Origin of the sequence: Aliinostoc sp. HNIBRCY26, assembly GCF_050235535.1 — a bacterium.
In the GTDB taxonomy this organism is placed as follows: Bacteria; Cyanobacteriota; Cyanobacteriia; order Cyanobacteriales; family Nostocaceae; genus Trichormus.
The window spans coordinates 3,001,059-3,021,843 of record NZ_CP189852.1; the positions used below are offsets into that span (position 1 = coordinate 3,001,059).

The 20,785-nt window shown below is 39.8% G+C and carries 18 protein-coding genes; 2 read left to right on the forward strand and 16 right to left on the reverse strand.

What is annotated here, in order from left to right; all coding sequences use genetic code 11:
- Positions 1 to 161: 161 nt before the first annotated feature.
- The 5 genes from ACQFX9_RS12800 to ACQFX9_RS12820 form a co-directional block, all read right to left on the reverse strand.
- On the reverse strand, positions 162 to 605 hold the full coding sequence (locus ACQFX9_RS12800; RefSeq protein WP_427162351.1) for a YidH family protein: 444 nt from the start codon (positions 603 to 605) through the stop codon (positions 162 to 164).
- Positions 606 to 822: 217 nt separating this feature from the next.
- Positions 823 to 1,530 (reverse strand): hypothetical protein, encoded by a 708-nt coding sequence (locus tag ACQFX9_RS12805; RefSeq protein ID WP_427162352.1) that lies wholly within the window; start codon positions 1,528 to 1,530, stop codon positions 823 to 825.
- A 151-nt stretch (positions 1,531 to 1,681) separates the two neighbouring features.
- Positions 1,682 to 2,281: a gamma-glutamylcyclotransferase gene (locus ACQFX9_RS12810; RefSeq protein WP_427162353.1), complete on the reverse strand. Its 600-nt coding sequence runs from the start codon at positions 2,279 to 2,281 to the stop codon at positions 1,682 to 1,684.
- An 879-nt stretch (positions 2,282 to 3,160) separates the two neighbouring features.
- Entirely contained in the window at positions 3,161 to 3,388 is a 228-nt protein-coding gene (locus ACQFX9_RS12815) for a hypothetical protein (protein WP_427162354.1), read from the reverse strand.
- A 46-nt stretch (positions 3,389 to 3,434) separates the two neighbouring features.
- On the reverse strand, positions 3,435 to 3,683 hold the full coding sequence (locus ACQFX9_RS12820) for a hypothetical protein (RefSeq protein WP_427162355.1): 249 nt from the start codon (positions 3,681 to 3,683) through the stop codon (positions 3,435 to 3,437).
- 531 nt (positions 3,684 to 4,214) lie between these two features.
- Here ACQFX9_RS12820 and ACQFX9_RS12825 point away from each other — a divergent pair.
- Positions 4,215 to 6,578 (forward strand): tetratricopeptide repeat protein, encoded by a 2,364-nt coding sequence (locus ACQFX9_RS12825; protein ID WP_427162356.1) that lies wholly within the window; start codon positions 4,215 to 4,217, stop codon positions 6,576 to 6,578.
- 175 nt (positions 6,579 to 6,753) lie between these two features.
- Here the strand turns inward: ACQFX9_RS12825 and ACQFX9_RS12830 are convergent, their stop codons facing one another.
- The 6 genes from ACQFX9_RS12830 to ACQFX9_RS12855 all read right to left on the reverse strand — a co-directional run bounded on the left by ACQFX9_RS12830 (position 6,754) and on the right by ACQFX9_RS12855 (position 12,621).
- The gene (locus ACQFX9_RS12830) at positions 6,754 to 7,140 is read right to left on the reverse strand and encodes a hypothetical protein (RefSeq protein WP_427162357.1); all 387 of its coding nucleotides are present in this window, start codon (positions 7,138 to 7,140) and stop codon (positions 6,754 to 6,756) included.
- Positions 7,141 to 7,220: 80 nt separating this feature from the next.
- On the reverse strand, positions 7,221 to 8,084 hold the full coding sequence (locus ACQFX9_RS12835) for a hypothetical protein (protein WP_427162358.1): 864 nt from the start codon (positions 8,082 to 8,084) through the stop codon (positions 7,221 to 7,223).
- A 326-nt stretch (positions 8,085 to 8,410) separates the two neighbouring features.
- On the reverse strand, positions 8,411 to 9,562 hold the full coding sequence (locus ACQFX9_RS12840) for an alanine--glyoxylate aminotransferase family protein (protein WP_427162359.1): 1,152 nt from the start codon (positions 9,560 to 9,562) through the stop codon (positions 8,411 to 8,413).
- A gap of 157 nt (positions 9,563 to 9,719) precedes the next feature.
- Positions 9,720 to 10,484: a MinD/ParA family ATP-binding protein gene (locus ACQFX9_RS12845; RefSeq protein WP_427162360.1), complete on the reverse strand. Its 765-nt coding sequence runs from the start codon at positions 10,482 to 10,484 to the stop codon at positions 9,720 to 9,722.
- A gap of 66 nt (positions 10,485 to 10,550) precedes the next feature.
- On the reverse strand, positions 10,551 to 10,853 hold the full coding sequence (locus tag ACQFX9_RS12850) for an ArsR family transcriptional regulator (RefSeq protein ID WP_427162362.1): 303 nt from the start codon (positions 10,851 to 10,853) through the stop codon (positions 10,551 to 10,553).
- 55 nt (positions 10,854 to 10,908) lie between these two features.
- Positions 10,909 to 12,621 (reverse strand): CHASE2 domain-containing protein, encoded by a 1,713-nt coding sequence (locus tag ACQFX9_RS12855; protein WP_427162363.1) that lies wholly within the window; start codon positions 12,619 to 12,621, stop codon positions 10,909 to 10,911.
- 421 nt (positions 12,622 to 13,042) lie between these two features.
- On the opposite strand from ACQFX9_RS12855, the gene ACQFX9_RS12860 reads away from it, so the two are divergent.
- A complete protein-coding gene (locus ACQFX9_RS12860; protein WP_427162364.1) occupies positions 13,043 to 13,912 on the forward strand; it encodes a DUF928 domain-containing protein in 870 nt (289 codons plus the stop codon).
- Positions 13,913 to 14,113: 201 nt separating this feature from the next.
- Here ACQFX9_RS12860 and ACQFX9_RS12865 read toward each other — a convergent pair whose 3' ends face one another.
- The 5 genes from ACQFX9_RS12865 to cobM all read right to left on the reverse strand — a co-directional run bounded on the left by ACQFX9_RS12865 (position 14,114) and on the right by cobM (position 20,740).
- Positions 14,114 to 15,283, reverse strand: coding sequence for a glycerophosphodiester phosphodiesterase family protein (locus ACQFX9_RS12865; protein WP_427162365.1), 1,170 nt, complete (start codon positions 15,281 to 15,283; stop codon positions 14,114 to 14,116).
- Between the two features lie 246 nt (positions 15,284 to 15,529).
- Positions 15,530 to 16,870 (reverse strand): TldD/PmbA family protein, encoded by a 1,341-nt coding sequence (locus ACQFX9_RS12870; protein WP_427162366.1) that lies wholly within the window; start codon positions 16,868 to 16,870, stop codon positions 15,530 to 15,532.
- Between the two features lie 105 nt (positions 16,871 to 16,975).
- Positions 16,976 to 18,448 (reverse strand): TldD/PmbA family protein, encoded by a 1,473-nt coding sequence (locus ACQFX9_RS12875; RefSeq protein WP_427162367.1) that lies wholly within the window; start codon positions 18,446 to 18,448, stop codon positions 16,976 to 16,978.
- A gap of 241 nt (positions 18,449 to 18,689) precedes the next feature.
- The gene (locus ACQFX9_RS12880) at positions 18,690 to 19,703 is read right to left on the reverse strand and encodes an IS701 family transposase (protein ID WP_427156835.1); all 1,014 of its coding nucleotides are present in this window, start codon (positions 19,701 to 19,703) and stop codon (positions 18,690 to 18,692) included.
- A 260-nt stretch (positions 19,704 to 19,963) separates the two neighbouring features.
- Positions 19,964 to 20,740: a precorrin-4 C(11)-methyltransferase gene (cobM, locus tag ACQFX9_RS12885; RefSeq protein ID WP_427162368.1), complete on the reverse strand. Its 777-nt coding sequence runs from the start codon at positions 20,738 to 20,740 to the stop codon at positions 19,964 to 19,966.
- Between the last annotated feature and the right edge of the window lie 45 nt (positions 20,741 to 20,785).

Sequence of the window (20,785 nt, forward strand, 5' to 3'; positions counted from 1 at the left end):
ATTTTTCCTTTAAATTCAGTTGAGGAACACAAATATCTGTGAATAGTGTTAAAGATATCAGAATTAGGTTAACAATTCGATACAATCTCGTTAAAAATCAAACCCACCATATAGTTTTTCTGATATTCAATGCTGTTGATTTCCTCGCGATCGCTTGATCATTAATGTTGCTCAAAATCACGAGATTGGGGTTGTAGAGGAGAAGATGGACGAGACGGAAGATGATTTCGCAACAGTAGCAAAGGAATACTTAGCAATCCTAAAATCATCACTATTCCAGTCATTAACCACACTCCCCAACGCTGGGGTTGATAATCACTGCGTTCGATTTGCCAAAATACTTGGTTGTAACGCCACGCAGCCAAGCCAATAGTAATCACACCAAAAACCACAAGAAAAATCCCTAAGTTTTCTGAATTAAACCAGGGATTGACGGGTGTTTCTTTTTGTGTAATTGCAAAATTCAATTGACGTAAAAATAACCCAAAACGAGCGATCGCAAACCCAAACCCAATTAAGGCGATAGAAGTGCGTAACCAAGCCAGAAAAGTCCGTTCGTTGGCTTGGTGTTCCCGTTGACGATCAACTTTTGGCGTTTTAATCATCGTTTAAGGGTGTGAGGGTGTGAGGGTGTGGGGGTGTAAGGGTATGAGGGTATGAGGGTTTGCTTTATATTCACCACTCACTACTCATTACTCATGACTTATTACTCATTACTCATGACTTATTACTCATTACTCATGACTTATTACTCATTACTCATTACTCATTACTCATTACTCATTACTCAGCACTCACCACTCAGCACTCACCACTCCTAAACTAATATCTCTCCCTTACTTGCACACGAATACGGGAGGTGGGACAACGCCAATCATCACCAGAGACATTTTGACAACCAGCTCTTTGCATAGCATCATAAGGTACACCAGGAGCAGAATAACGCCATCTTCCTTCCGGTGTCGGCCCAGAACGTGCGCGTAAGTCTATATATCTAACTCCACGGTTGCGATCGCGGGAATCTCTCCATTCATCTCGAATTTGCACACGGATGCGCCGACTAGAACAACGCCAATCATCACCAGAGACATTTTGACAACCAGCTCTTTGCATAGCTTCATAAGGTATACCAGGAGCAGAATAACGCCATCTTCCTTCCGGTGTCGGCCCGGAACGTGCGCGTAATTCTATATATCTTCCCCTACCTCTTCTATCTCGATTACCTTCCCAATCGTCCCTGTCGTAGACATCATAGCGATTATCTCTATCATTATCGTCGTCTCTGTCATATTGATCATCTCTGTCATATCGATCATCTCTATCGTCTCTATCTCTTCGATATCGACAAATTCTCGCCGCATCCCTTGTAGAAACACCACGGTCTCTGAGGTCTTGGATACAATCTCCTAATGATTCTCTGGCGAAGGCTGGCTGTTGTGGTAGCAATAACTCTGTAGATGCGATCGCACTCCCTAGTGAGGCTAGAGCAAAGATAGATGCGTTAGCAATATTTTTAAGTTTTAAGAACATAGTCTTACTCCTCACCACATGGAAATGTGGCGAATATTTGGTTGTTTCTAGAATCTACTTTGGGTCTGTTTTGAGACTTCCTACCAATGGATCGCCCGATTGGCTGATTTTGTTGCCAATTTTAATAACTTTTAATACTTACGTAAGTATCTCAAGCTGATTCCCTCAATTGTCGCTCTTGATTGCGTTGTTGTAGATTATACATATGATTAAATAAGTGCCAGCAATATTCTTCCGGTAGTCCGCAGGTAACTGCGCCACGCAGTACAACATTAAAGTACCAGTCATTAGGTGCGGCTTCTTCTGCTAGCTTGTCTACTACTGTGTAGGTGCGAACATCTTGATAAACTTGGCCTTGACAGTGAATATTGACTAATTCCTGACGGTAAAGACCTTGTGCTACGCCTTCCCGTTTATCTAAAAATTCACTGAGTCGCCAGGGTAGTTGATACAGTACACCCTTGACGCTGGCTTTCGGGTCTGGAACTATATCTAAAACACCACATTTGCGAGTTGGGGAATAGACATAAAACCCTAGTCTGTAACCTTGTAAGATGCTGGGGCCGATTACATAATGATGGGTGTTTTCTCCTAGCGATCGCTTCAAGTCCACTGGACACATACACGACCCATAGGCAAAATAGTAAAACGTCGGCTCTTTTGGTAGCTGTTGTGGCAATTTTGGCTCTAACTTTACAGGATGATGAGATTGTACCCAAATGTGGTGTTGATGTCCGCTTTGATGACTCATGTATCCCTAGAGGTATGTACTGCTAGTCAAGATTCTAGTATATAAGCATTTAAAATACAACTACATCCTGATAGACAAACCGTAGTTTGTTTAGCAATTTAGAATTGTAAAGCAATTTTGTATATCATTGCGTTGATGTGAAATCAACAGCACTGAGTAAAAAATTATATGATAAACAGATATTTTAGATATTGACAGAAATCATTTATTTCTGATTAAATTCCTAATTTCTAGGACTTGAATTTAAAAGCCTAACAACTTGATAAGCTTCGATTTATAAAACTTCAAAAATCAAGTTTACAGGAGAAAAAGCATTGATAGGCTGTTAGCAATGATAGATGTTTCATTGATTACCAATAACTATTTCTAAAGACATAATTCTGGTAGTTATGTCTAAAATCATGGGATTTAATACTTGCTTTTTAGGACTTAATTGCTAACAATAAAAGAGGGATTTAACAATCTCATAGTCAACTTAAGATCATTTGACCCTTCTACCCTAGTCCGCTAAAGCGGACTTTTTTTGTTTATTCAGCAATTTGAACTATTCACTAAAACAGTTCTGAGTGCTGTTAGCGGTAGCGCGGCTAACAGCACTAATCAACCTCAACACGACATATATATCAAGCTTTAATACAAGCTAAAGTTTTGTGAGAAAATATAGGCGATGAATGGAGCGATCGCCTAGAATTTTATGGATCATGATTTACTAGCCTTCTTTGCAGGTGTGGCTTTATTAATTACCTATCTGATTTTTTCAGCGTTAACAGAAATGGGGACTAAGTTCCCCTGGAAGAAATGAACAAAACTAGGTATGGACTTGTATCCAGAGTTTGTATTATGAATACAAGTCCCGTCTTCATCGTCTGATCAATGCTACTAACGCAGAGATTCAAACAAAACAGTGACAGTAATTAAGCACAAAAGTATCACGCCCAAAGGTACAAATAAATGCTGCAAAATAAAAACTAATGCAGGGATAATATGTAACACACCTAAAGCGTGAGAAAGAGCGTAAACAATAGCAAAGCCAAACAACATCAAAAGAAAGTATTTCAGTGATTTAGAAGTAAAACGGAAGAGAATAGTATCATGATGGGTATTCATAATTGCACTCCTGGAAAATTGTCGGGAAGAAACTGGAAATATTCAATTATTGCTGTTGAGATACTGCTGGTGTCTGTTGATTATCGTTGTTTTGCTTATCCAAAATTACAATCACCTGAAAAGCAATAAATAGAGATAACAACAGCATCAAGAATGAACCAAACCCAGAAGGATGTCTGTTAATTTCTCTCTCTACACCACATTTAAGACAAACATATCTGTTGGGATTCCTGGTATCTTGAGCAAAAGGGCAATAACTATGATTGCAATCTTGATGACAATCTTGATTCAACATTGTTGAAACTCCTGTAGGGTGAAGACTGACAGACTGTTTCAAAACACTCTCTACAGAATCTAGTTAGTTAATGCTGACTACCTAAAGCAATGTGCAACTTATTTTTGAAACCCCTCTCCAAACCTCTCCCCTGTAAGGAGAGAGGCTTTAAATCTTGCTCCCCTTCCCTTGTAGGGAAGGGGTTGGGGGTTAGGTTTGAGAGAAAGTTGCACACGGCATTATCTATTAAGTAAACGCTACTGTGATTGATTATTCAGTTGTGGTAGACAATATTGATTATTCAGTTGTGACTGCTCATGATTCAATTCAGACTAGTAGCGATTTGTATTTTTCCTCAACCACATTGGACACTTAACTTAACCTGCCTGTATTGATTACAAGCATAATACAAGTGGATATTGTTTTCAGTATGATTCGGTATGATTCAGTATATTCCACTAAGTAAGAAAAAGTAGTTTATGGTACGGAAACGGGAAAAGAATTAGTAAAAATATGAGTATAATAAACCAACAATGACACAGACAATGATCGATGGGTGCAGAAGAAGCCTTAGAGCTTTTGGATAAATTAGTTCTTGATCAAACCGGTAAACGACTCGACAATGTTCAAAGGGATATCCTGCGTTATGTATGGGAGGATAGAAGAAATACATATAAAAACATAGCTAAACTTTGTCGTTACACAGAAGGACACGTAAAAGCAGTTGGTGCAGAACTATGGCGAATGCTGTCCGAGATTTTGGGAGAACAAGTCACAAAATCAACTTTTTACACAGTTGTGCAGAGATTTTACAAATTGCAACTGTCCCAGAGAACGAAAACTATTTTAAATCCAGCTCTCAATAATGGCAAGTCACAAGAAATAGAAGAGCATTTTGTAGGTAGAGAACGTGAAATTACTGAACTTAACACCCGTGTCAATTGTGGCGCGAAAATTATTCTAATTCAGGGTAAAGGCGGTGTCGGTAAAACTACCCTAGCTCGTAAGTATCTCAAGTCTCAGGGTTTTTACTTACTGGAACTATGGATGGCGCAAGAAAGCCAAAATATCGTCACTGTCGAAAGTGTAGTAGAGGAATGGCTGCGGGGAGATTTTAACGAAGAACCAGGTAAAGAATTTGGGATTAATCTAGAAAGACTGAGGCGCAAACTTCGAGATCCTAACCGAAAAATCGGAGTTTTGATTGACAATTTAGAACCAGCCTTAGATCAAAACGGTTGTGTGATTCCTGAACATCGACCTTACGTAGAACTATTTAGAGTATTAGCAGATCCCACTGTACAATCACTCACCCTAATTACCAGTCGAGAACGCCTGTATGAATCTGGGGTAGATGTTGATTGTTATTTTCTCACAGGGTTAGACGAGTCAGCTTGGCAAGAATTTTTTGCTATTCGTCAAATTCAAGTCAGTGTAACTGCACTCAGGGAAATGTGTCAAGCCTTTGGCGGTAATGCTAAGGCGATGAAAATTATCACGGGTACAATTAGGACAGATTTTGAGGGAAATGCAGATATTTATTGGCGAGAAAATCGAGGTAATTTATTAATTGAGCGTGGGTTAGAAAACTTAGTATCTAGTCAGTTTAAACGATTGGAACAAATGGATAAAGCAGCTCATAAATTGCTTTGTCGCTTGGGTTGCTATCGTTATCAAGATATCAATCATGTTGATATATCAGGATTACAATGCTTGCTGTGGGATGTTTCTGAAATACAACATAGAAGAGTTATCAAGTCTTTATTTGATCGTTTATTGATAGAATGCCGTAAAGGGAAATACTGGTTACATCCTGTAATTTGTGCAGAAGCGATCGCTAGATTAAAGCAAAGTGGAGAATGGGAAATCGCTAACCGCAAAGCCGCAGAGTTTTGGACTAACAGCGTTACCACCGTCGCAGAACCGCAAAATGCGCTGATGGCACTAGAAGCTTATCACCATTATATGGAAATCGGGGATTTTGAAGCAGCCGCCAATGTGATTATTCAACGCCGACCGAATAGATGGGATAATAGCCTATCTTTGGGTGTATTGTTCAGTCGTCTTGGTCTTTTAGAAACTTTAATTGGTGCGATCGCTCCCCTAATTCCTCATTTAAAATCTGATTATCATCTGAGTGTTCTATACAATATTTTAGGCAGAGCGTATCACCAAGTTAGTAATATTTCCGCCGCACAAACAGGTAATATTTCTACAGCCATTGAGTTTCATCATAGAGCCTGCGAAATTGCTACTAGATGTAATTTTGTACAGGAAAAAATATCTAGTATGTTTAATTTAGGTTTGTGTTATATAGATTTGTGGGAGGTAGACAGAGCCACTCATATTTTGCATTCAGTCAAAAATATGGTAACTAAGGATGATGATTATTATCAATATGTAGTCTATTGTTTATGCTGTTTAGCTTATTTAGATTCATCTGCCGATTTTAATCACAATATCACCTCAATGTTAGAGGAGGTAAAAAAAGGCTTATCTAGTGAAAAATTAACCTCTTGGGGTAAAGGAGTCAGCCTATTATTTATCAGCTTAACCTACAAAAATTTAGGTATGATTGAAGCTGCCCTAGAAACCTGTAATCAAGCTATTCAACATTGTCAACATAATCAGTTTTCCGTTTTAGAAGCTAGGGCTACATCTTGTCTAGCCGCACTGTATCGAGAACAGGGAGAATTTATCATGGCGATAAGTAAACATCAAGAAGCTATCGCCAACATGAATAGGGTAGCTGATAAATGTAACTTAGCCAAAGCCTATTACCAGTTAGGTTTAACTTATCAAAGAATCGGTGAAACACAACAGAGCCTAGAGAATTTTAACAGAGCGATCGCTCTATTTAACGATATGCCGGCACCCAAACAAGTTGAGAAAGTGAGAAAGGTAATGGCAAGATAGTTATTAGTCAATAGTCAATAGTCAATAGTCAACAGTTGTCTTTATATATCCTTAACTTCAAAATGACTAAACCACCAGATAACCAAATTAAAATCGAAGCGGGGACGGTAGTTTTAATCATATCGGCTTTGATACTTTTACCACTGCTGTTTGCAGGGTTTTTCCTACAATAAAATCATGCCAAAATTCTTCTCAGGAAGCTTAGGGATTTGATAATAAAATCTATCCTTTCTTGAGTTTTAGCGGCGGTTTTAACTTCGCCTAGAATTTTCTGCATCTCCTGTAAGTTGTCTTGATTCTTTCCTATGAGAATCGGGCGTAAAATGGCAGATTGTACAATGTCTATGGCTTGTTTACACTCTTGTTCAGCGTCTCTGAGCTTGTCTGCTTCTCTCCATTTCTTATTTTTACGCGCATCTATCCTTTCAAATTGTAGCTGTGACCAAATATTTTCTAAATCAGATTTAATTTGACGCAGTTGTTCGATATCTATGTCCGCATCTGGCTTGATTTTATCTACGATAGTTTGCAATTTCTCAACGATTTCATCATTGGTAGACATACAAATTTTTATCCTATTTAACTAAGTATTTAAAATGTAGAAATACAGGGCTAAAGCCCTTACTACGAACTTTTATTTAACTATCCTAATTCTTGACATAATTTTGGCTGTGAAGTTGGTGTTAGTCTAGTTTTAATAGAAACGTCCCGTAAAAAATCTCGCAATGTTGGATCTGAATTAATTGTGGTTTCTAAAGTCTTCATTCTTGTTAACACGGAACTGTAATCTTTACCCGTCAGACTAGATGTCACGCCAACGATTTGAGTAATTCTAGTGGCGATAACCTCAAAATCTAAGTCGGAGTATTCATCAATTAATTTTGATAGTTTACTACCGGTATCCGCAGCTATGACTAATTGAGTAATAGAATCTTCAATCAATTTTTTCTCAGCCGCATTAATCTTTAACCACTCATCAATTTGTTCTGCAACTTGGCGTTTAATTTCTACGGTATTTGTGTTGCCAGATGACTTTGCATCAAGATATTGTTTTTGTAAATCTTGTAATTTCAAGCTAATTAACACCCGTCGCGGATTGCTCGGTTTTGGTGGGTTTGCTTGGATTTCTTTGGCTAAGAGTAACATTTTTACAGTTAAACATCTAGCAGGTTGTGTAGTTTTAGCAACTATTTGGGAACTGCCATAATCAATATTTTCTAAATTTTTAAATATCTCTAATGCTGTATCATATTCTGCTGTTAAGTCTTCTAAATCTCGTTCTACTGCTGACGGTGGTTGATCTGTTGTATCATCTTGAGTAATAATTTCATTGACTTGGTTAATATCGCTAAAATCAATTTCATTACTGTCCAACAATTGATCTGTAATTAATTTACGAGATTCGGAAGGTTCTAGAGGTACGTTACTTAATGTGTAAATTTCTTTAACTGATGTTATAGCTGCAATTACTTGTTCATGAAATTTTTCCGCCGTTATTCTCAGCATCGCTCGTCTTTTTGGTGTGCAGCTACTTAAAGTCAAGCTGACGCTAATAGTAATACCTAATGTAAAAATTCGGTGCAGAAATTTTTTTTTAACATGGGTTTGATTAATAAATCAGCTATTTTTAGCTATAAACATGAATAAAAACCAGCTTAATTTATTAATTGGGCATTTCACCTATTTTTGTCAATATTTCTGCTTAATAGCTTATTAATTTGTAATTATTTGGCGAATTTTAGTTAATATTTTTACCGTAATTATATTTTGCACCATTCTCGGTGTAGGGCGGGCTTTTTGTTCTCCTACACCCTACACCCTGGTGTCTTGTTCTATTGCTTGGGTAGAACTTGCTGCAATGCTTCTATGAGTCTATCAACGCTTTCGGGACGGCTGTTATAACCCATGAGTCCCACACGCCAAACTTGACCTGCTAACTCACCTAAACCGCCGCCAACTTCTATATTATGTTCGATGAGTAGTTGGCGTGCGATCGCCTTCCCATCGACACCAGCCGGAATGCGGACTGTAGTTAAAGTAGGCAAGCGATACTCTTTTTCTACGTGTAAACTCAGTCCTATTTCTTCTAAGCGTTGCCACAGATATTCTACGTTTTTCTGGTGGCGTTGCCAGCAATTCGCTAGTCCTTCCTCAGCAATTAAACGCAACGCTTCCCGCAACCCATAATATAAATTAATTGGGGCCGTGTGATGATAGACACGCTCGCTTCCCCAGTATTTAGCAAGTAAATTCATATCTAAATACCAGTTTGCTACCTTGGTGGGGCGTTTCTGCAATTTTTCCATTGCACGGGGACTCATAGTAAAAGGAGAAGCACCAGGGGAACAACCTAAGCCTTTTTGACTGCAACTATAGGCTAAATCTACTCCCCAAGCATCTAAAAAGATGGGAACACCGCCCAAACTGGTGACTGTATCTATTAATAAAAGTGTGCCGAATTCACGACACAATTCGCCCACCCCTTCTAATGGTTGGCGCGCACCGGTGGATGTTTCTGCATGAACTAAAGCCAAAATCGCCGGACGATGGGTTTCTAAAGCGGTGCGGAGTTCAGCGAGTGAAAAGACTTGTCCCCAAGGTTTGGTAATGGTGCGGACATCTGCGCCATATCTTCCGGCCATGTCAACTAAACGATTACCAAAATAACCAGCGACACCAATTAACACCACATCCCCAGGTTCTACAGCGTTGGCGATGGTTGCTTCCATTGCCGCCGAACCTGTACCACTCACAGCAATAGTCAGTTGATTTTCTGTCTGCCACACATAGCGTAGCAGAGATTGAATTTCATCCATCAGGGCTAAGAAAGCCGGGTCAAGATGTCCTAATGGTGAGGTATTCATAGCCTGTAAAACTGCGGGGTGAGCATTAGAAGGCCCAGGCCCCAATAACAGCCGGTTAGGAACTTCTAGGGGTTGCAGTTGTAAGCGTTGGCTGTCATTGATGGAAATTGTCTGCGTCATAATTTTCGCCTATACGATACTTACCGAATCATAGAGCGATCGCATGACCCTTGAATAAGTGAGTTGAAAAGTCCTTTCACTTTGGGAAGCAGGAGTGCAGGGGAGAAAAATCCCATACCCAGTCCCCAGTCCCCAGTCCCCAGTCCCCAATCCCCAATCACCTCTGCATAATCATCTGAGCTACCTTATCCATAACTTGACTAAAGGGGTGTTCTGGATGACGCAAACAAAAGAGATCACTACTTGCTAATTGAATTAGCTCCTCTGATAAAGGTAAAATACCTGCCACCTGCGCGTTATATGTCTTTTCTACTTGTTCGCGTAAGGCATCAAAATCTAATGCTGGTAGAGCTTTATTAATTAACAGTAACATTTTTGGTACTTCTAATTTGCGGGCTACTTCCACGGTGACGGCTGTACCTTGAAAATCTTGGCGGTCAGGTCTGAGAATCAACACTAAAATATCAGAAATAGCAATAGAAAGTAAGGTTTCTTCATTTAGTCCAGGGTGAGTATCAATAAATAAATAATCTAAATTTAAAGTAGTTAATAAATCTTGAAAGCCTTCATTGAGCAAATTAAAATCAAAGCCTTCTCTTAAAACTTTAGTGATATCTCTCGCTTTAATGCTGGAAGGTATTAAGTAAACTTTGCTATTTCTACCGACATTTTTTTGTAAAACTGATGTGACATCATAGGCCGTATCTTCTATAGAACAGCGTCCCCACAGATAATCATTGAGAGAATATTTCATTTTCTGTTCGTCAAAACCAAACAAAACATGAATACCTGGGGATTGAATATCAGTATCGACAATGCCGACTCGATGACCATAACGAGCGACGATTCCAGCTAAGTTCGCGGTAGAGTTTGATTTACCTGTACCACCTCGAAATGAGTGGATGGAGACAATTTTTGACATGATGGTTTAGGAATTGGGAATTGGGAATTGGGCATGGGGAATTGGGCATTGGGCATTGGGGTGAATTTAGGTGTCTAATTTATCCCAAATGTTTTGCGGTAGGCGGCTTTTTTTGGGGCTTTTGAAATGGGGTTGATAATAGACAGTTTCCTCTTCATTGATAACTTGAATCAACCCTTGGGAAATAAAATCATCAATATGCTTTTGTGCTACTTCCTGAGAAATATTCTGATTGTTGACAATCTCAGGTAAAGTAACTTTGTGTTGGCGAATTATCCAATTCATCAATTGCCGTTGTTCATCGGGTAATTCTGTTAAATCTAATATAGTTTTTGGTGTTGATGATACTTCAAAATCTGGGTCACTCATAATTCATCTACCGGTAAAGTATATATATTTCCCTTACACCCCTATTATTGAAAACTTACTTTTTGTTTTCTCTAAGTTTCTTCCCTCGATTTTGTAATTGTTGCCAATACTCTACATCTTCTTGTTCTTCTATGGGGTTTGATGTCGGTTCTACTGATTGATTATTCTGATCTTCAGTCTGTTCTGATGATTGATTTTTGTTACGGCGATCGCGCACTGCTTGTAAATAGTCAACTTCTAGAATATTGGGGGGTAATTCCAATTTAGGCTGGATTGTGGGAGCTAAATGTATATCTTCTGGGGGGTGCAAATCTGATGTTGGTGAATTTTCTCCTACAACATTAGATGTCTGTGGGTTATCTCTAACACGCAAATCCTTGGCTTTTTGCTGTAATTCTACAAAATAATCGCTTTCGGTAATTGCAGCTACCTCTTCATCTTTCTTTTCTTTGTCAATTTCAATGTTGATTTTTAAGAATCCTTTCACTGTCTTGACAATGGTGGCAGCGTATCTATCTATCAAAACTACACCAGCCGCCGTGGTTAAGAGTCCCAAGGCTGGTGGGACTAAGGGTATCCAACCGGCTTGGAGAAAGATGAGGTAAGTACCGCCGAGTAAGATAGCGATCGCCACGCCACCCCCTAAAATTAATAACCAGGGTTTGCGAATTCGCCACGCTAAAATCCCCCCCACCAACGACCAACCAAACACCCAAAAGCCTTCTTGTGCTTCGTTCCAGTACCAAAATAATGGTCGTTTATTTAAAACAGCACTCAATATCTGACTGGCGTTTTGGGCGTGAACTACGACCCCTGGCATTTTTTGGCTATCATCCGCACCGCCACTATAAGGTGTGTAGAAGGTATCTTTGACGATGGCTGCTGTATAACCAATCAGCACAATTTTGTCTTTAATCAAGTCTGCCTGAACTTTATCAGCTAACACATCACTCAGGGATACCTGTTTAACAGCATTTTTGGCAGAACGATAATTCAACAACATTTGATAATCGCCTGTATCCACTTTGTGATAACCGCCTGCATTCGGAGTTAAGCGTCTTAACACTGTGTTACGAAATTTGATTTCTCCCTTTGGGGTTTGTTCTGGTTCAATTCCATCCTCATTTAAGTAACGTGCAGCCACTTGAAAGCTGAGAGATGGTAGTTGATTTTCCGAGTTGGCATAATTGCAAATATGTTCGCTAGGGACTGGTAGTTTTGAGGCTTGGGGAATCGTTAAAATCATTCCCTGGCGCACAGTCCCACCCCTATCTACAGGAAAATCTGCTACTCCCACCCTATCTTCAGGAATTCCTGGGGCGGCGGCGATACCTGGAGAGTCAGCCTTGCTAATGGCACAAACAGCCACAATATTATCGTTATCGGTTAATATCTTCACTAATTCGGCTCTACCCTTAGCACTTCCTTGCTTGACATCCCTGAGAATATCTATACCAATGACTCGCGGTGCTTGCGCCTCTAATTTGGTTAACACCTGGGCTAATGTCCCATCTTCTATGGGGTATTCTTTGCGAGTTTGAATATCTGCATCATTGATACCCACCACCAAAAAGCGATTATCTACACCCTCATCAGGACGCGATCGCATTAACCAATCAAACGCCCCTAATTCCATTCCCGCCAAACTACCTAACCCCCGCAACCCTAAAATTCCACCAGTAATTGCTAAAGTTGTCAGCAATACTGTACTACCGAAGGTCAACACAGCTTGAGGGAAACCAGAGGGTTTTGAGTGAGGATTAGTCATAGCTGGGGTTTCTCCTGCTCCTACAATTAGGGCGTGAATCAATGGGATAGGCTTGGATTTTTCCCCCTTCCCTACTAGAGAAGGGGGTTAGGGGTTAGGTTTCACGTTGACTTTTCAAATTATGTGGAAAAGTCAGATGAGGACTATACGGATTGCCAAGATTCAGTATTTAAGTAATGTTAACTACTCAATTCCTGAGATTTGGGTAATTTTATAACATTTATTTGACAGTTTTTTCATAAATTACCGAAAGTTTTTATGGTATATCTACTGAGGTAACTGCAATATCGGAACTTTGTCGCTCATGATAAAGTCACCAGTAATTAATTGTTGTTAATAAAACTAATTAAATCTTTGAACAGCTTGGAGAAGTAACTTCACATAACAAGCTGTTTCTTCAGTTAACTATCATCAAAAAATTATGCTAAAAAAGACCCTACTATTAATCACATTAGGTCTAACTTTCTCTACAGAAGTATTGTTAACTACAACCGCAACAGCCACACCAGTAATTAACGATGCAAATTTAATTTCCCAAAATCCTCTGCCTAAATTTCCCTTTCGTCGTCGTTCCCTGTTAAAGTTTAAAGTCCCAGGAATTAGAGGTTCTCGGAATTTAGAAGCAGGAGCAGCACGGGGTCAATGTACACCCCAAGCCATTAGCGCAGTCTTACCAGCTAAACCTACAGGGATGTCAACCACACAAATTCCCGTTGAATTAACCTTGAGCGATCGCCCGACATTTTTCGTCAGTGTACCAGAAACTTCCGCCCAGCAAGCCACATTTCTACTCAGAAACGAAGCCGGAAACGAAATACTCTTAGAGAAAACCTTGCCCCTTAACGCTAACAAAGGCATCATGAGTTACACATTACCTGCTGATTTTCCTGGTTTAGAGGTAGGTAAAAAATATCGGTGGCGATTTTCCCTATTATGCGATCCCACAGGCGGCGATCGCAGTGGTGATCCCGTCGCCGGTGGTTGGATAGAACGAGTACAACCAAGCACCGCGCTAGCCACACAATTGCAGACATCCACACCCAAACAGCGAGTATTTATCTATGCAGACAACGGTTATTGGCACGATACCTTAAAAGCCCTAACTGATTTACGTGCCGAAAAACCCAGTGACTTTACCCTGATTCGTGATTGGATAGACTTAATGAATTCAGCAGGCTTGAGTGCGATCGCCAATCTTCCCTTAAATTCACTCAACACTACAACCACATCTCTAATCAATTCGCAATTCGCAATTCGCAATTCGCAATTAAGTGTTGTAACGGGGATTTAAACCCCCTAAATTTTGTTAAATATCACTTCTATTAACGTACAAAATTATCTGCGTCTATCTGCGTCCATCTGCGTTTAATTCTGACTGCTGTACCGCACTGGAATGGGAATTGCTATACTTCCCAACCAGAAATTCAAAGTCTCTCTCCTGCGAGGAGAGAGATTTAGAGAGAGGTTTTCCAGCTCCCCTGGAAAGTCAGAACTACTTACGACGACGGAATAACCACCCAAACAAAGGTACAATTCCCAATCCCAACATTGCACCAGGTTCAGGAACTAAAGTAGAACGAACTGCAAACGCTGTATCAGGATTATCACTAAATAAACCATCAATTCCAGTTGCGTAAAACTGTCTGTATTCTTCTTCTGGATTACCTTGCAAATTTGCAGGTAAGAAAACATTCTCATCGCGGAATGTCCAAGCATGAACCAACAAACCAGCCGCATGAGCATCATCAACTAGGCTAGTTGGTGACAACAGATTTCCGCTAGCATTTCTAGGTATAATCAAATTCTTGTTAGCACCAATCCCATTAGCATAGGTAGCAATTTCTGCCAAACCTCCAGGAGTAGCTAAATCAGCGTAAGTGCGAGAATCACCACTAACCGCAAAATCATAAGGTTTACCACTATTACTGAGCAGTTGGACTAGAGAAACATTAGTTAATGTGTTCAAGTCTTTCAGGTTAGCAACTTCAAAAGACTGAATGTAAACTGGAGCAGTTTCATCAGTATAGCCATTAGCATTTAACACACTCACCAAAATTTCTTCCATTGACAAACCAATAGAATCAAAATAAGTCGGGTGTTTAGTTTCAGGATAAATACCAATAGTCCGTCCCAGTAGTGAGCTTTTTTCCTTTGCTAAATCAATAACTTCCTGCAAAGTCGGAACTTCAAAAAGTCCATTAAAAGCTGTGTTACCAGGACGAATAGCTGGAATTCTTTCAATCGCACGCAGAGTTTTTAACTCAGCTAGGGTAAGGTCTTCTGTAAACCAACCTGTGATAGTACGTCCATCAATTACTTTAGTAGTTTTGCGATCAGCAAACTCTGGACGTAAGTAGATATCTGTACTGGTGTCTGTAGCATTTATCGTCCCATCAGAATTAAGAATTGCTAATGCGTTTTCGTGACGCGCTACTAAGACACCATCTTTAGTGGCGACTAAATCAGGCTCGATGTAATCAGCCCCCATCTCAATAGCCAGTTTATAGGCTTCTAAAGTATGTTCAGGACGATAACCGCTAGCACCTCTATGTCCGATGACAATGGGGGGTTGACCTGTCAATGTTCCCGCTAGGACTTTTTCTGTAGGCATAACAGCTATTGTAGCCATTCCCAGCAAAAATGCTCCCAAGAAATGCCGCATGATTTCTCCTCACAAGTATTTGGTTACAGGCAAATTACTTAAAGTCGCCAAGTTTCAGTAAAAACACTTGAATTAGGCTAGAAACCAAACGTTAACAGCAAATTAATTTCTAATTATGTAAGTTTTAAGTTTGCAATCACACATAAAAAAAACCCACCTTCACCAAGAAAGTAGGGTTATAAGTTCGTAGTGAGGACTTTAGTCCTATTAAATAAGGACTAAAGTCCTTACTACAAACTACAAAATTTAATCACCAGTGATTGATAAACCATCAACCCAAATTCTCGGAGCAACACCACCAGGAGTTAACTCAACTTCTTTTTCTACATAGATAATAGATTTCAGCAGTTCCAAGAAATCGCCAGCAACCGTTGCGGATTCAATACTGGTTTTTTCACCTTTGTTAATTAACCAACCATCAAACGGTAAAGAAAACGAACCTTGTAAAGCTCTTACACCAGCATGGAGAGCGTGCAAATCATCAATTAAAATCACATTTTCCGCAGTTTCTAAGCTCAACTCTTGTGCAGCATTTTGTGCGGCAAACACATGATAAAAATTCGGGCCGACGCTTACCTTGGCACCAATACTAGCATGACCAGTTGGTTGAGAGTTTAACCTTTTAGCAGTACCAGCACTGTGCAGAAAACTAGTTAAAACACCGTTTTCAATTAACTTAATTTGACGAGTAGGTGTACCTTCCCCATCAAAAGTTTCTGCACCTAAATTAGCCGGATGTAAGGCATCATCATACACCGAAAGCAGAGGTGAAGCGATTTGTTTACCCAAATCATCAGGAGTAGATAGACTTTGTTTATCTAGGATACTTTGGGCATTAAACAAATTAGAAAATGCACCCAAAATACTTAAAAAAGCTTCTGGTGAAAACACTACTTGATATTTACCAGTCTTAACTTTTTCGTAGTTCAAATGACTGATAGTTTTCTCAGCCGTTTCTTCGATGCAACCATTAATATCTAAATCTGCTACACTGCGGCTGACTCGATAAGCACCTGCACTGCGTGGTTTTTTACCTTCTTCCTCAGTTTTACTATAAAGATAAACCGAAGATAAAGACAGAGAATCTTTTCTCAAAGCCCCATCGCTATTGAGATAAAATCTGTCAATATCTTTTTGGGCTAAACCGTTGTAAGGTACTCCTTTAATAGCTGCATGAGACGCTAATAATTCTTTTTCAGCTATTAACAGTTTTTCGATTAGTTCTGATACAGGTGCTTGAGGTGATTTTTCATCCAGTGTTTTTGCTAGTGGTAAAGTAGCTTCAGGACTAAAATCTGGTACGTGTTCTTTCACACCGAAAAAGCTAGCTTCGTAAGCAGTTTTTAAAGCTAATTCTAATCCTTGGGGATCTACATCGGTGGTGCTAGTGACACCGATTGTGTTGTCTTCATTCCAAACGCGCACAGTTACGCCAGAGCGATTGGAAGCTTTGACTTGTTTGGGTTCACCTTGGTCAACTTGCACACTAGTTTCATCTACTGTTGAACCATAGATGTCAAATTTTTTGATGCCAAGTTTTTCTGCATTCTCTTTGGCGTAAGTTGCAATCTCATGAATATTCGGCATAATCAATTTTGGATTTTAGATTGGAGTTGATGCGTGTCTCAGATCCCCGACTTCTTTGAGAAGTCGGGGATCTATTTTTATTTTTGAAATTTAAAATCTAAAATTCTATCGTCCTCCGACGGTAATAGAATCAACTTTGATGTGGGGTTGTCCTACAGTGGTGTAAATACTGCCGCTTACCGAACCACAAAAACCAGGTGCAATTTCTAAATCTTGTGAACACATGGAAATTTTATTCATGATTTCCTTGGCTTCACCAATTAAAGTAGCACCCTTAAGTGGCTTGGTAACTTTGCCATTTTCGATTAAATAAGCTTCATCCACACTGAAGTTAAATTGACCAGTAGCACCTACGCTACCACCGCCCATTTTCTTACAGTAAATACCTTTATCGACTGAAGCAAATAAATTATCAAGTGTGTAGTCACCAGGCGCAATGTAAGTATTCCGCATCCGGCTAGCAGCAGCGAAAGTGTAATTTTGACGGCGACCACTACCTGTTCTGGGGTGTCCGGTGCGCCAAGAACCTGTTCTATCTGCTAAGAAGTTTTTCAGAACGCCTTTTTCAATTAACAGGGTTCTTTGCGCTGGCATTCCTTCGTCATCCATATCGATTGTCCCGAAGGCATTATCGGCGCGTCCTTCATCCCAAGCTGTGAGGCTTTCATGGGCAATTTTTTCGCCTTTCTTGTCAGCAAAGGGGGTGGTATTGCGTTCAACTTGGGTGGTTTCTAGCAGGTGTCCGCAAGCTTCATGGAAGATTACTCCACCGAAGTGGTTCGCCATGATGATGGGGTAGTTACCTGATTCTACATAATCAGCGTAGAGCATTTTGCCTGCTGATTCGGCAATGTGTTCGGCAGCTTGCTGGTAGTCCCAAGTTCTCAGGAAATTAGCATCACTGGTATTACCCGCACGTTCACCAATGGAGGAACGATTTGCACCGTCAGCACAGAGTATGTTAAACCCTACTGATTGCGTCAGGCGAATATCACGGGCAAAAGTACCATCGCTAGCTGCGACTAAAACTTCTTGCCAATCACGGAAATAACTAGCACGGCGGGACTGAACGTGGCTCGCTTTCTGATTGAGGTAAGCAGTACCATCTAGGAGGATTTCGCCCATTTCACGGATAGAACTGCACAGAGGTAGCCAGCCATCTTTACCTCGTTTGGTGGCGTAGTCTCTAAATAATTCCAGGTTAATTTCTGGAATAAAAGCGTTAGGGCCTGGTAGTTGTAAACCTAAGATAGATAAACCTTTTTCTAGGGCTGCTTTTAAGCCAGAAAATGATAAGTCATTGGTACTGACGTAGCAGTCGGCTTTGCCACGAAATACTCTAACTCCCGCACCTGTGGATAGGCTGGGTGAAATACTAGTAATAGTATCGTCTTCTGCAAGACTACTGATGTAGTTGCGACGTTCTAAGAAGAGTTCTATAAAGTCAGCACCAGCCGCGCGTCCTAAACCCAAGAGGGTAGCTAGGGGATCACCCCAGGTTTCATCGAAACGCTCTGGTGTAGAAGAATATTTTAGTGTGGGCAGTTGATTAGAAAGAAGTAAGGTATTTATAAGCATGAATAGCCTCGTCTGCTGGCATGATCAGAGATTTGACCGAAAAATCCTGGTGTGTTCAGGGTAACTGAAACCTCTATATATTCTAAGACCCTTCACACAAATGAAGGGTCAACAGCAGTCAATGGTCAATAGTCATTAGTCAATAGTCAATAGTCAATAGTCATTAGTCATTAGTCATTAGTCCAGGACTTACGCAACTGGCACAAGCAATGGTGAGCTTCGCGCACCGAGCGCCCAAAAACTACAGAGAAGACATAGCAATATCTGGACGTTTTAGTTGCTCAATTAAATAATTAGAAAGCAAATTGTGCTTGAGCTTGTAAATAGTTTGACCTGTTTGATAAGCTAAACTTTTCAGTCTTAGCCAAACTAACATAGCGCAAGCAATATGATTTCTTTGAAGACGGGCTTTACGGCATTGACATGATTCAATACCAGTTAGTTGCTTTATTTCTCGATGAAACTCCTCTATTTTCCAACGAATTTTACACACCTGTTGTGTAACATCCGTAGAACTTTGAGATAAATCGTTTGTTGCGACATAATCCGTCCTATCGGTAGAGATAGTAACCCGGAAAAGTTTCACTTTTTTCTCAGCAGGGAATCCTTTAATTTTTATGATTTTACCACATTTTAAATCTTCCTGACTCCATTCTAGAGATTCAATATTCTTATATTTTTCTCTACCAAAACTATCATCTACTAAACGATTAGTCTTTAAAGGACAATAATAAACTTTATCTAGACTATCGATATAAAGCATTAAATTATTGACCGCATACCAAGTATCCATTAAAACTGTATTGAAAGGTAGAATCTTTTGATATACAAGCCCTTGGAGCATATTTTTCACATGGTCAATCTTGCTGAAACCATCATTTTCTGGATTGAAAATTCGATAATCTATTACCCAGAAATTGAGAGTTTTAGGATTAACATATATGCAACTTACTATTCCTATCCCTCTAACAACACCATGTTCATTACCACTATACTGCCTTCGTACTATTTCTATTTCTTCAGAAAATCTTTTATCTAAAACTGTATCATCAAATATAATATAAGCATCCTCGTCAGTGACAATTAAATCTTTGACATTATCCCAAAGTAAACGAGGAGTTAATTTTTCATTTCTTAAATAATAATTAATTTTGTCATGACTAATATTTGACAAATGTTCTGCTAGATTAGTGATTGTATAGTTAATTTGACTGCTAAGTAAATATTGACAATAATTAAGTTTAGTAAATTTCATCACTAACCAACTTTTTGATGTACTTCTATCAATTTTCTCATAAAATTTTTAACAACAAGATACATCACTATTTATTGTTACTAATTCGAGTCAAACCAATCAAACACATTCTCGCTAAATCAATACCTATGTACTACTGGCTAGCGATCGCACTGTGCCAGTTGCGTAAGTCCTGTAGTCATTAGTCATTAGTATTTCTCCCCTGCCCCCTGCCCCCTGCCCCCTGCACCCCTGCCTCCTCTGCCCCCTGCACCCCTGCCTTATTGACGGAATAACCGACTATATTCAGGATTATATAGGCGCGATCGCCCTTTGGCTGTTGATAGTGCTGGACTAATCACATACAGCGTTGTCCGCATCAAATCTTCTTGCTGGGTACATTCTGCCATTTGCTCAAGGCTGACTAGCCTAATTTTTTCATCTGGCCAGCCAATGCGAAAACAAATCGCCACGGGAGTTTCTGGTGGATAGTGTTCTAGTAATTTAGCCTGGGCTTTTTCTACGTGACGCGCACTCAGATATAAGCACAAACTAGCTTGATGGGCTGCTAAAGAGGCTAACTCTTCTTTTTCGGGTACTTCTGTACGTCCGCTAATGCGCGTTAATATGATGGTCTGTACCACGCCAGGGACAGTTAACTCGATATTCAGTTTAGCTGCTGCGGCTTGAAAAGCACTAATTCCTGGGATGACTTCAAAAGGGATTTCGGCCTCAGCGAGAAGCTGCATTTGTTCGTGGGTTGCACTGTAGAGACTAGGATCACCTGATTGGAGACGAACTAAAGATTTTTGCTGCGATCGCACTCGTTCAATCATCAAAGGTAAAATCTCTTCCAAGGTTTTATCAGCCGTGGGAATAATTTCTGCATCTTCCCGACAAAATTGTAAAAGCTGTTCAGGAATTAAAGAGTCAGCAAATAAAATTACATCTGCCGCCGCTAGCAATTTTTGGGCTTTAAGCGTCAGTAAATCAGGATCTCCTGGGCCTGCTCCCACAATATAAACTTTCGATTCTAAAGAATTTTGATGAGCTTTCATACAAAAATTTTCATACAGCCTCAGTAATTACCAGGATAAATTTAG

Bases quoted from the DNA above. Each gene is read 5' to 3' on its own strand.
- ACQFX9_RS12835 (WP_427162358.1), bottom strand. From the start codon at position 8,084: ATGCTGAGAATAACGGCGGAAAAATTTCATGAACAAGTAATTGCAGCT.
- ACQFX9_RS12865 (WP_427162365.1), bottom strand. From the start codon at position 15,283: ATGCGGCATTTCTTGGGAGCATTTTTGCTGGGAATGGCTACAATAGCT.
- ACQFX9_RS12860 (WP_427162364.1), top strand. From the start codon at position 13,043: ATGCTAAAAAAGACCCTACTATTAATCACATTAGGTCTAACTTTCTCT.
- cobM (WP_427162368.1), bottom strand. From the start codon at position 20,740: ATGAAAGCTCATCAAAATTCTTTAGAATCGAAAGTTTATATTGTGGGA.
- ACQFX9_RS12825 (WP_427162356.1), top strand. From the start codon at position 4,215: ATGGGTGCAGAAGAAGCCTTAGAGCTTTTGGATAAATTAGTTCTTGAT.
- ACQFX9_RS12830 (WP_427162357.1), bottom strand. From the start codon at position 7,140: ATGTCTACCAATGATGAAATCGTTGAGAAATTGCAAACTATCGTAGAT.
- ACQFX9_RS12840 (WP_427162359.1), bottom strand. From the start codon at position 9,562: ATGACGCAGACAATTTCCATCAATGACAGCCAACGCTTACAACTGCAA.
- ACQFX9_RS12810 (WP_427162353.1), bottom strand. From the start codon at position 2,281: ATGAGTCATCAAAGCGGACATCAACACCACATTTGGGTACAATCTCAT.
- ACQFX9_RS12880 (WP_427156835.1), bottom strand. From the start codon at position 19,703: ATGAAATTTACTAAACTTAATTATTGTCAATATTTACTTAGCAGTCAA.
- ACQFX9_RS12800 (WP_427162351.1), bottom strand. From the start codon at position 605: ATGATTAAAACGCCAAAAGTTGATCGTCAACGGGAACACCAAGCCAAC.
- ACQFX9_RS12845 (WP_427162360.1), bottom strand. From the start codon at position 10,484: ATGTCAAAAATTGTCTCCATCCACTCATTTCGAGGTGGTACAGGTAAA.
- ACQFX9_RS12870 (WP_427162366.1), bottom strand. From the start codon at position 16,870: ATGCCGAATATTCATGAGATTGCAACTTACGCCAAAGAGAATGCAGAA.
- ACQFX9_RS12820 (WP_427162355.1), bottom strand. From the start codon at position 3,683: ATGTTGAATCAAGATTGTCATCAAGATTGCAATCATAGTTATTGCCCT.
- ACQFX9_RS12815 (WP_427162354.1), bottom strand. From the start codon at position 3,388: ATGAATACCCATCATGATACTATTCTCTTCCGTTTTACTTCTAAATCA.
- ACQFX9_RS12855 (WP_427162363.1), bottom strand. From the start codon at position 12,621: ATGACTAATCCTCACTCAAAACCCTCTGGTTTCCCTCAAGCTGTGTTG.
- ACQFX9_RS12875 (WP_427162367.1), bottom strand. From the start codon at position 18,448: ATGCTTATAAATACCTTACTTCTTTCTAATCAACTGCCCACACTAAAA.
- ACQFX9_RS12850 (WP_427162362.1), bottom strand. From the start codon at position 10,853: ATGAGTGACCCAGATTTTGAAGTATCATCAACACCAAAAACTATATTA.
- ACQFX9_RS12805 (WP_427162352.1), bottom strand. From the start codon at position 1,530: ATGTTCTTAAAACTTAAAAATATTGCTAACGCATCTATCTTTGCTCTA.